The 11,790-nt window shown below is 71.4% G+C and carries 14 protein-coding genes; 6 read left to right on the top strand and 8 right to left on the bottom strand.

All coding sequences use genetic code 11. The features are described 5' to 3' along the window. Positions 1-8: 8 nt before the first annotated feature. The 3 genes from ACQPY0_RS01465 to ACQPY0_RS01455 all read left to right on the top strand — a co-directional run bounded on the left by ACQPY0_RS01465 (position 9) and on the right by ACQPY0_RS01455 (position 3,879). Positions 9-143: a hypothetical protein gene (locus ACQPY0_RS01465; protein WP_432983413.1), complete on the top strand. Its 135-nt coding sequence runs from the start codon at positions 9-11 to the stop codon at positions 141-143. Positions 144-319: 176 nt separating this feature from the next. Continuing rightward, positions 320-2,047, top strand: coding sequence for an LppU/SCO3897 family protein (locus tag ACQPY0_RS01460; protein ID WP_432983410.1), 1,728 nt, complete (start codon positions 320-322; stop codon positions 2,045-2,047). Between the two features lie 59 nt (positions 2,048-2,106). Continuing rightward, on the top strand, positions 2,107-3,879 hold the full coding sequence (locus ACQPY0_RS01455) for an NHL domain-containing thioredoxin family protein (protein ID WP_432994906.1): 1,773 nt from the start codon (positions 2,107-2,109) through the stop codon (positions 3,877-3,879). On the opposite strand, the gene ACQPY0_RS01450 is transcribed toward ACQPY0_RS01455, so the two are convergent. Genes ACQPY0_RS01450 through ACQPY0_RS01430 form a run of 5 tightly spaced genes read right to left on the bottom strand, consistent with a single transcriptional unit; the run spans position 3,847 to position 6,868 of the window. Then, a complete protein-coding gene (locus ACQPY0_RS01450) occupies positions 3,847-4,098 on the bottom strand; it encodes a helix-turn-helix domain-containing protein (protein WP_432983407.1) in 252 nt (83 codons plus the stop codon). The two genes, ACQPY0_RS01455 and ACQPY0_RS01450, sit on opposite strands and share 33 nt — an antisense overlap. After that, a complete protein-coding gene (locus tag ACQPY0_RS01445; RefSeq protein WP_432983404.1) occupies positions 4,098-4,670 on the bottom strand; it encodes a DUF2975 domain-containing protein in 573 nt (190 codons plus the stop codon). Before ACQPY0_RS01445 ends, ACQPY0_RS01450 begins: the two co-directional genes overlap by 1 nt. Before the next feature lie 32 nt (positions 4,671-4,702). Beyond that, positions 4,703-5,437: a LamB/YcsF family protein gene (locus ACQPY0_RS01440; RefSeq protein ID WP_432983401.1), complete on the bottom strand. Its 735-nt coding sequence runs from the start codon at positions 5,435-5,437 to the stop codon at positions 4,703-4,705. After that, a complete protein-coding gene (locus ACQPY0_RS01435) occupies positions 5,421-6,278 on the bottom strand; it encodes a biotin-dependent carboxyltransferase family protein (protein WP_432983398.1) in 858 nt (285 codons plus the stop codon). Before ACQPY0_RS01435 ends, ACQPY0_RS01440 begins: the two co-directional genes overlap by 17 nt. Next, a complete protein-coding gene (locus ACQPY0_RS01430) occupies positions 6,275-6,868 on the bottom strand; it encodes a 5-oxoprolinase subunit B family protein (protein ID WP_432983395.1) in 594 nt (197 codons plus the stop codon). The genes ACQPY0_RS01435 and ACQPY0_RS01430 overlap by 4 nt, the downstream gene beginning before the upstream one ends. Positions 6,869-6,986: 118 nt before the next feature. Between ACQPY0_RS01430 and trhA the strand changes: the two genes are divergently transcribed. Further along, a complete protein-coding gene (trhA, locus tag ACQPY0_RS01425) occupies positions 6,987-7,616 on the top strand; it encodes a PAQR family membrane homeostasis protein TrhA (RefSeq protein WP_432994904.1) in 630 nt (209 codons plus the stop codon). 176 nt (positions 7,617-7,792) lie between these two features. On the opposite strand, the gene ACQPY0_RS01420 is transcribed toward trhA, so the two are convergent. Beyond that, positions 7,793-7,918, bottom strand: coding sequence for a hypothetical protein (locus ACQPY0_RS01420; protein ID WP_432983392.1), 126 nt, complete (start codon positions 7,916-7,918; stop codon positions 7,793-7,795). Between the two features lie 244 nt (positions 7,919-8,162). Between ACQPY0_RS01420 and ACQPY0_RS01415 the strand changes: the two genes are divergently transcribed. After that, complete coding sequence (locus tag ACQPY0_RS01415; RefSeq protein WP_432983389.1) at positions 8,163-10,016, top strand: acyl-CoA dehydrogenase; 1,854 nt, start codon at positions 8,163-8,165, stop codon at positions 10,014-10,016. Positions 10,017-10,072: 56 nt separating this feature from the next. Here ACQPY0_RS01415 and ACQPY0_RS01410 read toward each other — a convergent pair whose 3' ends face one another. Continuing rightward, entirely contained in the window at positions 10,073-10,552 is a 480-nt protein-coding gene (locus ACQPY0_RS01410; RefSeq protein WP_432983386.1) for a SixA phosphatase family protein, read from the bottom strand. A gap of 89 nt (positions 10,553-10,641) precedes the next feature. On the opposite strand from ACQPY0_RS01410, the gene ACQPY0_RS01405 reads away from it, so the two are divergent. Beyond that, the gene (locus ACQPY0_RS01405) at positions 10,642-10,911 is read left to right on the top strand and encodes a DUF6458 family protein (RefSeq protein ID WP_432983383.1); all 270 of its coding nucleotides are present in this window, start codon (positions 10,642-10,644) and stop codon (positions 10,909-10,911) included. 478 nt (positions 10,912-11,389) lie between these two features. On the opposite strand, the gene ACQPY0_RS01400 is transcribed toward ACQPY0_RS01405, so the two are convergent. Continuing rightward, a complete protein-coding gene (locus ACQPY0_RS01400; protein ID WP_432983380.1) occupies positions 11,390-11,755 on the bottom strand; it encodes a hypothetical protein in 366 nt (121 codons plus the stop codon). Positions 11,756-11,790 lie beyond the last annotated feature (35 nt).

The raw sequence follows: 11,790 nt of genomic DNA, 5'->3' as shown, positions 1-11,790 counted from the left end.
AGCCCGTCATGAGCACCTTCTTCGAGCGCTTCAAGGCCCGCCGCGCCGCCGCCCGCCGCATGGACGCCATCGAGCGTGCCATCGCCAAGAACCCCTCCAGGGCCCTCCGCGACGAACTCCACGCCATGATCAACCGTAGTTAGTCTTCTCGATCCCCACTGTGAACCGCCCCGGCCGCGCCCGCCAGCGACCGGGGCGGTTCGGCATCTGTCGCCCGATACTGGTTTGCTTTACCGAACCGACGAACGTCGGTACCGGCACTGGGCTGTCACACCCCGTTCGACTACGGTCGCAAGGGTCTGACCAACAGGAGGCACGCATGACGTCCGACCAGCAGCACCCGTCCGAAACCCCGGACGAGAGTGCGGCGGGCATGCCGCCGGCGGGCCGCCCCCCGGCCGTCCGCGCCAAGGCGTCGGTCCCCGTCCCGTCCTCTCCACCGGCCCAGCCCCAGGACGAGCCGAGCGTGTCGGACGAGCCCGCCCGCCCGGGCCCCTTCCCGCCGTCAGGCCCCCAGGCACCCCACCCGGCGCAATACCCGCCGCCCCAATACCCGGGCACCCCGGTCAGCCCGGCCGAAGCCCCCGGGGCAACCGGATCCGCCAGTGTCCCCGGAGTGTCCGGCTCGGCCCGGGTCCCCGGCGCCTCCGGTTCGGCCAGCGTCCCGGGCAGCCCCGCCGTCATCCCGCCGGCCCCGAACTCCGGTGCGGGCACCCCCACCACGTACGGCGGCACAACCTACGGCCAAGCCGCCACGCCGACCCCGATTCCCGAGGGCGCCCCCGGCACGGCGCCGGTCCCCGGCCAGGCCGCGCCTCCGCCTCCCGGCCCCATCGGCAGCTTCCCCGGCTTCACTCCGGCAACCCCGCCCCCGCCGCCCTCGGAGGACCCCAACCCCTGGGCACCGACCACGCCCCCGGTCCCGTCCTCCGGCGCCCCGGCCCCGGGCGCATCGGGCACCGCCCGGGTCCCGACCGGCAGCGCCCGCGTACCCACCGGCAGCGCCCACGTCCCCCCGCCCCCGCCGGCCGGCTCCGCGCAGGTCCCCGCCCCGCCAAACCTGGGCCAGATCCCGCCGTCGGAGCCGGCCCCACGCACGTACGGCGCCCGGGCGCAGGTCTCCCCGCCCACCTCGGCCCCGCCGGCCCCCGTCCACCAGCCCGCCGACCCGACAGCCGCCGCGCCCGCCAGCGCGCCCCCGTTCGGCACTCAACCGGCCGGCCCCTCGCCGTTCGAAACCCACCCATCCAGCGCGCCCGCGTTCGGCGCCCAGCCCGCCAGCGCCCCGCCGTTCCCAGGCCAGCCGTCCAGCGCACCGCCGTACCAAGGCCAGCCCGCCAGCGCCCCGCCGCCGTTCCAGGGCCAGCCCAGCGCACCACTGTTCCAGAGCCAGTCCGACAGCGCACCGCCGCTGTTCCAGGGCCAGCCGTCCAGCACACCACTGTTCCAGGGCCAGCCCGCCAGCGCCCCACCGTTCGACGGCCCGCCGTCCAGCGCACCGCCGTTCGGTGCGCAGCCGGTCAGCGGGGCCGGGGCGACCGGGTTCTACCAGGCCTCGGCGCCCCCCGGGGTGGAGCCGACGGCGGGCACGTACCAGACATCGGCCCCGCCCGCGACAGGGCAGTTCCCGGCGTCGGGCGGCCCGCGGTACAGCGACCTCGTCACCATGCCCGGCGAGAACCCGCCGCAGATTCCCCCCGTCGACGGCGAGCCGATCCCGACCCCCGAGCCGCCGGCCAAGAGCAAGCGCGGCCTGTTCATCGGGCTGCTCATCGTGGCCGCGGTCTTCCTGGTCGCGGTCGCGGGCACGGCGATCGTGGTGAAGATCAGCAACACCGGCGGCACGAGCTTCGCGGTCAACTCCTGCGTCAAGAAGGACGGGGACTCCGCGAGCGGCGTGGACTGCTCCGACAAGGACGCGTTCCGGATCGTCTCCAAGGTGGACAAGCCGGAGAGCTGCTCGGACGCCAGCCAGCCGTACATCGTTCTGCAGCACAAGGGTGAGAAGGACCAGGTCCTGTGCCTGCGCCCGGCAAGCCAGAAGTGACCGAGGAGCCGCTGCTCAAGGCCCGCGTCCGCGCACCGCAGTTGCGCGGGCGCGGCTAGCTGAACACCGACGGCGAAGACCTCAGCCTGGCCGACCTGCGTGGCAAGATCGTTTTGCTCGACTTCTGGACCTTCTGCTGCATCAACTGCCTCCACGTGCTCGACGAGCTGCGGCCGTTGGAGGAGCGCTACGGCGACGTCCTGGTCACCGTCGGCGTGCACAGCCCCAAGTTCGAGCACGAGAAGGACGCGGACGCGCTGGCCGCGGCGGTCGAGCGCTACGGTGTGGACCATCCGGTGCTGGACGACCCCGAGCTGGGGATGTGGCAGCAATACGCCGCGAAGGCCTGGCCCACCCTCACAGTCATCGACCCCGAGGGCTACGTCGTGGCCAACATGGCCGGCGAGGGACACGCCGAGGGGCTTTCCCGGCTCATCGACGAGCTGATCAGGGTCCACGAGGCCAGAGGGACACTGCACCGAAAAGGCCAGCCACCTGCCGTACAAAATCCGGATCTATCGCTTTTGAGGTTTCCCGGCAAGGCGCTCGCGCTGCCGGAAGGGCACTTCCTGGTGTCGGACTCGACGCACCATTCGCTCGCCGAACTCGACGCCGACAACGAGACGCTCGTGCGGCGCATCGGGACCGGCCGGCGCGGTCGCAAGGACGGCACCGAGCCGGAGTTCTCGGAGCCGGGCGGGCTGTGCCTGCTGCCGCCGGACGTGGCGGAGATCGCCGGATACGACGTCGTCGTCGCCGACACCGTCAACCACCTGCTGCGGGGGCTGAAGCTCGCGACCGGCGAGGTGAGCACGGTCGCCGGCAGCGGGCGGCAGTGGCGTGGGAGCGTGGACTTCGACGCGCACGACTCGCTGGTGGTGGACCTGTCCTCGCCGTGGGACGTGGCGTGGTACGACGACCGGGTCGTGATCGCGATGGCCGGCATCCACCAGCTGTGGTGGTTCGACCCGGTGAAGCGCACGGCCGGCACGTACGCCGGGACGACCGTCGAGGCGCTGAAGGACGGCCCGCTGCGGGAGGTCTGGATGGCCCAGCCGTCCGGCCTGTCGGCCTCGCCCGACGGCCGGCGGCTGTGGATCGCCGACAGCGAGTCCTCGGCGGTACGCTGGATCTCCGACGGCGAGATGCACACCGCCGCCGGCCAGGGGCTGTTCGACTTCGGGCACGTGGACGGGCCGGCCGGTCAGGCGCTGCTGCAGCACCCGCTGGGCGTGCTGGCGCTCGCCGACGGCAGCGTGCTGGTCGCGGACACGTACAACGGCGCCGTCCGCCGGATCGCCGAGGGTCAGGTCACGACGGTGCTCGACGGGCTGGCCGAGCCGAGCGACCTGGTGCTGACCGCGCAGGGCGACATCGTCGTGGTCGAGTCCGGGGCGCACCGCCTGGTCCGGCTGGGCGCGGGCACCCTGGCCGCGGCCGGTGTCGACGTCGCCGGCGTGCGGCACCGCACCGAACGCCCGCCGACCGTGCTGGCCCCCGGCGACGTGGAGCTCGACCTGATCTTCACCCCGGCGCCGGGCCAGAAGCTCGACGAGTCGTTCGGCCCGTCGACGCGCCTGGAGGTGTCGGCCTCGCCCCCGGAGCTGCTCGTCGAGGGGGCGGGCGTGACGAGGGACCTCCGGCGCCGGCTGGTCCTCAATCCGGATGTGGCCTCGGGTGTACTGCAAGTGGTCGCCCAGTCCGCCACCTGCGACATCGACGCCGAGTTCCCCGCCTGCCACCTGACCCGGCAGGATTGGGGCGTGCCGATCCGGGTCGTGCGGGACGGTGCGACGCGGCTACCGCTGATCCTGCGCGGGATGGACGCCTGAGCGCCGTACGGACAGAAGGTCCCCGGGCTGGCAGTCCAGCGCCTCGCACAGCGCGGTGAGGGTGCTGAACCGGATGGCCCGGGCCCGCCCGTTCTTGAGCACCGACAGGTTCACCACGGTCACGCCGACCGTGTCGGCCAGCTCGGTGAGGGTCATCCCGCGCTCGGCCAGCAGCCGGTCGAGCGCGATCTCGACCCGGTGCTCCTCCTCGGGCGGCATCAGATGACCGTGTCGAGTTCGGCACGCATGACCATGCCCCGGCGCAGGATCTCGGCGAGGGCGAAGCACCCGATCCCGACCAGGACCCAGCCGAGCAGCCCCGGTATCAGCGGCAGCCCGAAGCCGAACCCGTCCGTAACGGTCATGCTCAGCGCGGCCTCGGCGAACGCCTCGACGAAGCCCGCGACCAGGCCGCCGACGCCGGCGATCCAGCCGAGAATCCGCACGCCGCGGACGATCCGCTCGTCGAACGGCCCGCCGCGGCGGATCCGGCGCACGATCCGCCAGAGGACCGTGAGCAGCGTGAACACCACGGCAAGGGTCGGCAGGAACGTGAGCACACCCAGGGTCAGCTGCCCGATACCCGGGTGCTCGACCAGGATGTCGACCATCCCGTCAGGATCGATGGCGGCGCTCCCGGCGCTCGCGTCGACGAGGTCGGCCGGCACCCGGACCGGCAGCGGTGACTCCGTCCCGAACGCGAGCGCGACCACCGGCCCCGCCGCCCCGACCAGCACCATCCCCGCCACCAGGGCGGTTTCCAGCTCCTGAAACCAGTCCGGCTTTCGCATGACGCGCGACCTCCATATCGATTATCGATATGCTAGCCCGCGAATGCCACCACGGGAACACCCGCGCCGATGAGCGCCGATCGCACCGCCCGGGCCATGCCGACCGCGCCCGGGGTGTCGCCGTGCACGCAGATCGACTCGACCGGCATCGGGATCACCGAGCCGTCGACCGCCTCGACCACGCCCTCGGCCGCCATCCGCACCGAGCGGGCGGTCACCGCCGCCACGTCCGTGACGAGCGCGCCGGGCTGAGAACGCGGGACGAGGCGGCCGTCGGGAAGGTACCCGCGATCGGCGAAGCCCTCGGCCACGACCCGCAGCCCGCGCGCGGTGGCGAGCCCGGCGAGGACCGACCCCGGCTGACACAGCACCGGCAGCCCGCCGGCGACCGCGGCCGCCTCCACGACGGCGGAGGCGTGCCCCTCGTCGACGGCGGCGGTGTTGTAGAGGGCGCCGTGCGGCTTGACGTAGGCGACCGGCCCGAACGCGGCGAGCGCGCCGATCTGGTATCGCAGTTCGTCCGCGAGCTCCTCCGGCGGCACGTCGATGCGGCGCCGCCCGAAGCCGGCCAGGTCGCGGTAGCTCACCTGGGCGCCCACCCGCACCCCTTGCCCGGCGGCCAGCTCGCTGATCCGGCGCATGGTCGACGGATCCCCGGCGTGGAAGCCGCAGGCGACGTTTGCGCTGGTCACGATGGCCAGGAGGGCGTCGTCGTCGCCGAGGCGCCAGATGCCGAACCCCTCGCCGAGGTCACTGTTGAGGTCCACGAAACCGAACGCTATCGCCCGGCCGCGCCTGCGCGAGCAGGGGCAGATCGGCGGCGTGGACGACCGCGACGACCGGGTAGCCGCCCGTCGTCGGGTGGTCCGCGAGAAAGACGAGCGGGTGGCCGTCGGCGGGGACCTGCACCGCGCCCAGCACGATGCCCTCGCTGGGCAGCTCCCCGGCGTCCGCGCGGGTCAGGGCCGGACCGGACAGCCGGGCCCCGACCCGGTTGCTCTCGCTGCTGATTCGGTACTCCGCAGTGCTCAGCCGCCGCGCATCCGTGAACAGATCGGCGCGCGGCCCCCACGCGATCCGCAGCACCAGCGGCCCGCCGATCGCCGGGCGCGGCACCAGGTCCACGGCCGCCGGCTCGCCGGCCGCGGCCCCGAGCGGGAGCCGGTCGCCGGCGCGCACCACGGGCGGGCCGAGCAGCGACAGTGTGTCGGTCGAGCGGCTGTCCAGCACCGGGTCGGGCGCGATGCCACCGGCGGCGGTGAGGTACGCGCGCAGCCCGAGCACGGCCCGCCCGACCTCGATCCGGTCCCCGGCCCGCACCGCCACGGGCGCGTTGAGCGGCGCCGGCCGGCCCCCGACCCGCAGTGGCGCGGCGGCCCCGGTGAGCGCGATGGTGCCGGCCCGCCCCGCGACCGCGACGAACGGCCCGAACGTGATCTCCAGCCCTGCCGCCCCGCACGGGTTGCCGACGAGACGGTTGCCGAGTTCGAGCGCGGGCCGGTCGAGGGCGCCGGAGCGCGGGACGCCGAGGTGCGCGTAGCCGGGCCGGCCGAGGTCCTGCACGGTGGTGAGCGGCCCCGCGACCTCGATCTTGAGTTCTGCCGTCATACTGCCTTGAATCGCACGGTGCGGCCCGGCGTCATGAGCGCGGGCGGGTTGCGGTCGACGTCGAAGAGCTTAGCGTCGCTGTGCCCGACGATCCGCCAGCCACCGGGCGAGGCGGTGGGGTAGATTCCGGCGAACTCGGCCGCGAGCGCCACCGCCCCGGCCGGAACCCTGGTGCGCGGGGTGCCCAGGCGCGGGACGTTCCAGGGCAGGCCGCTCAGATACGCGAAACCGGGCGCGAACCCGCAGAACGCGACCTTGAGCTCGGTCGCGGTGAGCACGTCCACGACGCGTTCCGGCGTCAGCCCCGCGAATTCGGCGACGAACGGCAGGTCCACCCCGTCGAAGCGGACGTCGACGGACAGCGGCGGCTGGTCCCGCCTCGACACCGGGCTGAGCGCCCAGTCCCTGAGCCGCTCGGCCAGCCCTGCCGGGTCCGCCACGCCGTCGAGCAGGACTGTTCGCGCCCCCGGCACGATGTCCACGACGCCGAGCCGCCCCGCGGTCCGCTCGGCGTCCAGCGCGGCGAACCAGTCCAGGGGCGTATCAACCTCAAGGAGGAGCGCGTCGGCGCCGACAGGGCGAAATCGCACGCCCGTCACGATAGACGCCTCGCCGATACTTGCGGGTAACTTACGGTACCGTAACCTGGGAAGCGTGACGGTGAGGACCGAACCCCGACTGCGCCCGGTCGACCTCGGTAAGCCGAGAATGCGGGGCTGGCTGCACGCCTACGCGGCGGGTGTGGCCGTGATCTGCGGAATTGTGCTGTGCTCGCTGGCCGCCGCCCGTCCGGGCTGGGGCCCGTTCGTCAGCTGCGCGGTGTACAGCCTGACGGTGGTCGCGCTGTTCGGCACGAGTGCCTTGTACCACCGCCGGGTGTGGTCCGAGAAGTGGTACAAAATCATGCGCCGCCTCGATCACTCCATGATCTTCGTCTTCATCGCCGGCACGTACACCCCGTTCTCGGTGCTCCTCCTGGAGGGCAACACCCGGGTGGCGATCCTGGCGACGGTCTGGGGCGGCGCGGTCCTGGGCGTCGGGATGAAAATGGCCACGGCCATGAGCAAGCGCCGCTGGCTGTACGCCCCGCTGTACGTGGCCCTGGGCTGGGTGGCGGTCGCCGTGCTGCCGGACATCCTGCACTCGGGCGGCGTGACAGCATTGGTCCTGACCCTGGTGGGCGGCGCCTTCTACACGGTGGGCGCGGTCTTCTACGCACTGCGCCGCCCCAACCCCTGGCCAACGGTCTTCGGCCACCACGAGTTCTTCCACGCCTGCACCCTGGTGGCGGCAATCTGCCACCACATCGCGATCTATTTCGCCCTCTACGCCCACTGACCCTGCCCAGCGCCGGACGCGCCGAGCCTCGCGTAGCTGCCGGTTTCCACGACTTGGCGGACCGCGTGGTTGACCTCGGCCGATCCTCGGGCGCCGCCCCGAGCGGCGCCGACTGACCGCCGAACATGCCGCAGGCCGGTCTCGCCCGGTCTGGCCTTGAGTAATGATTCGGGGGCTTACGCCGCTGTCGTCTCGATCACCCGCTGGCGAGGGATCAGGCGGCGCATCGGGGCGCGGTGGCGACCCGTGTAGAAGCGCGGGTACTTCGGGGCGAAGAGCGAGCCCATGAGACGGACGATCATCGCGCGGCCCTCCTTCTGGCTGGGAGTAACCGGTCAACGACCGCGTCACCCAGCGGTGACGGCGTGTCCGCTACTCAACCGCACCGAAGTGGTACTCAGGAGGAGGACCTGTGGTCCGGTTCACTCGCAAGTGCGGGTTGTCCGACGTTACCGGCGAGTAATAAGATATTCGTTACCGGCTGGTAACCCTGCTCGGGCATGCTCGTCGGCACGACACAGAACCTAGAGACGGGGCCACTCCGCGATGACGCATTACAAGAGCAACCTGCGGGATCTCGAGTTCAACCTGTTCGAGGTCTTCGGCGTCGACAAGGTTCTCGGGCAGGGACCCTACGGCGATGTCGACGTGGACACGGCCCGCAGCATTCTCGGTGAGGTGGACCGGCTGGCCCGCGAGGATCTCGCCGCCAGCTACACCGACGGGGACCGCAACCCGCCGGTGTACGACCCCGCGACGTTCTCCGTGCGGATGCCGGAGAAGTTCCGCCAGTCCTACGAGGCGTTCATGGCCGCCGAGTTCTGGCGGCTCGACCTTCCCGCCGAGCTCGACGGCACCGCGGCGCCCCGGGCGCTGTGGTGGTCGCTCGCCGAACTCGTGCTCGGGTCCAACGCGCCGATCTGGATGTACGCCTCCGGCCCCTCCTTCGCCAACACGCTGCGCATCGAGGGCACCGAGGAGCAGAAGAAGTGGGCGAAGCTCTTCGTCGACAAGCGGTGGGGCTCGACGATGGTGCTGACCGAGCCGGACGCCGGCTCGGACGTCGGAGCGGGGCGCACCAAGGCGATCCCGCAGCCCGACGGCTCCTGGCACATCGAGGGCGTCAAGCGGTTCATCACCAGCGCTGAGCACGACCTGTCCGAGAACATCGTGCACTACGTGCTGGCCCGGCCGGTGGACACGCCCGGCGCGGGCGGGCCCGGCACCAAGGGGCTCTCGCTGTTCGTCGTGCCGAAGTTCCACTTCGACGCCGACACCGGCGAGCTCAAGGACCGCAACGGCGCCTTCGTGACCAACGTCGAACACAAGATGGGGCTCAAGGTCTCCACCACGTGCGAGATCACCTTCGGCGGGCACGGCGTGCCGGCCAAGGGCTGGCTGCTCGGCGACGTGCACGAGGGCATCCGGCAGATGTTCCTCATCATCGAGTACGCCCGGATGATGGTCGGCACCAAGGCGATCGCCGCGCTGTCGACCGGCTACCTCAACGCGCTCGAATACGCCAAGAACCGCGTCCAGGGCGCCGATCTGGTCAGCACCGACAAGGCCGCGCCGCGGGTCACGATCATCAACCACCCGGACGTGCGCCGCTCGCTGCTGATGCAGAAGTCCTACGCCGAGGGCCTGCGCGCCCTGGTCTGCTACACCGCGACCTGGCAGGACAGGGTCGCCCTGGCCGAGGCGTCCGGCGACGAGAAGGCCGCGAAGATCGCCAAGCGGGTCAACGACCTGCTGCTGCCGATCGTGAAGGGCGTCGGCTCCGAGCGCGCGTACGAGCTGCTCGGCCACGAGTCCCTGCAGACCTTCGGCGGCTCGGGCTTCCTGCAGGACTACCCGCTCGAACAGTACGTGCGCGACTCGAAGATCGACACGCTGTACGAGGGTACGACCGCGATCCAGAGCCTCGACCTCGTCTTCCGCAAGATCGTGAAGGACCAGGGCAAGGCGCTGCTCACCGTGGCCGGCGAGATCCAGCAGTTCCTCGAGGCCGAGGGCGGCAACGGCCAGCTCAAGGTCGAGCGGGTGACGCTGGGCAAGGCGCTGGCCGAGGTGCAGCAGATCCTGGGCATCTTCACTGGCTGGCTGGGCGAGGCCCAGGCGGGCGAGCCGCAGGCGCTGTACAAGGTGGCCCTGAACACCCGCCGGTTCCTGCTCGGCCTCGGCGACATCGTGGTCGGCTGGCTGCTGCAGCGGCAGGCCGAGGTGGCGCTGAAGGCCCTGGCCGGCGACGTCACCACCGCGGACAAGGCCTTCTACGAGGGCAAGGTCGCCGCGGCGAGGTTCTTCGCCCACGAGGTCCTGCCCCGGGTCGGCGCCGACCGCCGGATCATCGAGTCCACGACGCTCGACGCCATGCATCTCGCCGAGGAAGCCTTCTAAGGTAGTTCTTCACCGGCCAAAGGGGGGAGGGCAACGACGCCCTCCCCCCTTTTCGCTTACCCGCGGGCGGTGTGCTGATCGACGAGGGGCGCCGCGGCGAGACCCGACCAGGAGCCGTCGAAGCGGTGCACCGCGATGCCGCTGGTGGCCAGCCCGTGGTCGGTGAGGGCACGCGGGGCCAGCTCGTCGGACAAATCGGAGATCGTGGGGTTGTGCCCGACCAGCAGCAGCGTCTCGACCGTCGCTTCGACCTGCTGAACGAGCTCCAGGGTGTCGAACGCCGGCCCAGTGTAGATCCGCTGCTCATAGACAACAGGAACATCGGGAACGTCCAGCTCCGCCAGCGTTTCCCGGGTCCGTACGGCGGTCGAGCACAGCACGGCGTCCGGCTTCAGCCCGGCGGATCGCAGCCAGTCCCCGGCCGCCGCGGCGTCGCGGTGCCCGCGCGCGGTGAGGGGTCGCTCGATGTCGGTGGCGTAGTCGTCCGGGTCGGCGGCCTTGGCGTGCCGCAGGAGGATGAGCGTGCGCACGGTCATGGCACAAGCGTGCCCGATTGAAGAACGTCGCACGTGGGTAACCCGGACGCAGACAGACAGCTACCCAAGACAGCCTCGGGAGGCCTTCGATGGGTATCGGCGGAAGCATCCTTCTGATCGTTGTCGGCGCGATCCTCACGTTCGGGCTCGACGACACGGACGTCGGGCCGTTCAACCTCGACACGATCGGCTGGATCCTCCAGCTCGCCGGGCTCGTCGGCCTGGTCCTGACCCTGTACTTCTGGAACTCGCGCCGCCGCACGGTGGTCACCGCCGCTCCGCCGCCCCCGCCGGCGGCGGGCACCGCCATCCCGCCGTCGGCCGACGAGGTCATCGAGCGGCGTACCCGGCGGTACTGAGCTCCGCGTCTGTAAGGGTGCGGAAGCCGGCCTGGCCTATCGGGACACAAGCTGACAAAACCGTCGGCTGATGCGATGTTGCACGTGAAACCTCACGTCAAGCAGCACGGCGCCCAGGGCGTAGCAGCCGGTGATCCCCGGCAGGTCGGATGGGTAGAGGCTCCAGGTTGGGCTCGAACCGGGCCAGCCCACGTACCCCCGACGCCTCGCCGTGCGGACGTGTTCAGCACATGGGCATCGCCGTCGCGGCCGTTGACCAACAGAAACCAGCCGTCGGCCAGCGGCTGCACGAACGAGGGGCACAGATCGGTCGCGGGCCTGCGGGTCGTCGTGCCCGGACCGTGGAAGCCGCTCGCGTCGCATTCGAGGCCCACGATCAAGCCGGTGCCCTGGAGCAGGGTCGCGTGGTCTCGTTCCACAACGCCGGCACGGAAAAGGGCGGCCGGAATGGTTCCGGCCGCCCTTTTATGAAGCGCGTTCAGTTGGCGCGAAGCATCGTGCCCGAGGCGAACTGCGCGTCCATGCGCTCGCGCAGCGCGTCGAGCTCCGAGAACTCGGCCTGGTGCATCGACTCCGAGCCCTCGGCGGCGAAGACGTGGTCGTCGACCTCCGCGTTGTGGCTGTAGTTGGTGTAGTCGTCGGACTCGAAGTGCACGGCGCCCGGGGCGTCGTACTCGACGTGGTGGCCCTGCGAGAAGTCGGTGGACTCGGCCGCGGAGTGGTCCTGCTCGTACACTCCGAACTGGCTGTTGTAGTCCGCCTCCGAACCCTCGGCCTGGTGCAGCTGGTCGAGGCTCTCGCTCTCCTGGCCGGCCTCGTACTGCCCGTAGTCGACGTCGCTCATTTTATGTCTCCTCAGTTATGTTGCTCGCTGTTGAG

The sequence above is a fragment of the Dactylosporangium sp. CA-233914 genome, assembly GCF_050942935.1.
GTDB lineage: Bacteria > Actinomycetota > Actinomycetes > Mycobacteriales > Micromonosporaceae > Dactylosporangium.
The sequence above is the reverse complement of the archived record's forward strand: the minus strand, read 5'-3'. Positions and strand labels throughout refer to the sequence as shown.

What these genes read in the sequence shown, in the direction of transcription:
- ACQPY0_RS01465 (WP_432983413.1), top strand. Translation starts at nt 9, where the DNA reads ATGAGCACCTTCTTCGAGCGCTTCAAGGCCCGCCGCGCCGCCGCCCGC.
- ACQPY0_RS01460 (WP_432983410.1), top strand. Translation starts at nt 320, where the DNA reads ATGACGTCCGACCAGCAGCACCCGTCCGAAACCCCGGACGAGAGTGCG.
- ACQPY0_RS01450 (WP_432983407.1), bottom strand. Translation starts at nt 4,098, where the DNA reads ATGCCGCCCGAGGAGGAGCACCGGGTCGAGATCGCGCTCGACCGGCTG.
- ACQPY0_RS01445 (WP_432983404.1), bottom strand. Translation starts at nt 4,670, where the DNA reads ATGCGAAAGCCGGACTGGTTTCAGGAGCTGGAAACCGCCCTGGTGGCG.
- ACQPY0_RS01435 (WP_432983398.1), bottom strand. Translation starts at nt 6,278, where the DNA reads ATGACGGCAGAACTCAAGATCGAGGTCGCGGGGCCGCTCACCACCGTG.
- trhA (WP_432994904.1), top strand. Translation starts at nt 6,987, where the DNA reads ATGCGGGGCTGGCTGCACGCCTACGCGGCGGGTGTGGCCGTGATCTGC.
- ACQPY0_RS01420 (WP_432983392.1), bottom strand. Translation starts at nt 7,918, where the DNA reads ATGATCGTCCGTCTCATGGGCTCGCTCTTCGCCCCGAAGTACCCGCGC.
- ACQPY0_RS01415 (WP_432983389.1), top strand. Translation starts at nt 8,163, where the DNA reads ATGACGCATTACAAGAGCAACCTGCGGGATCTCGAGTTCAACCTGTTC.
- ACQPY0_RS01410 (WP_432983386.1), bottom strand. Translation starts at nt 10,552, where the DNA reads ATGACCGTGCGCACGCTCATCCTCCTGCGGCACGCCAAGGCCGCCGAC.
- ACQPY0_RS01405 (WP_432983383.1), top strand. Translation starts at nt 10,642, where the DNA reads ATGGGTATCGGCGGAAGCATCCTTCTGATCGTTGTCGGCGCGATCCTC.
- ACQPY0_RS01400 (WP_432983380.1), bottom strand. Translation starts at nt 11,755, where the DNA reads ATGAGCGACGTCGACTACGGGCAGTACGAGGCCGGCCAGGAGAGCGAG.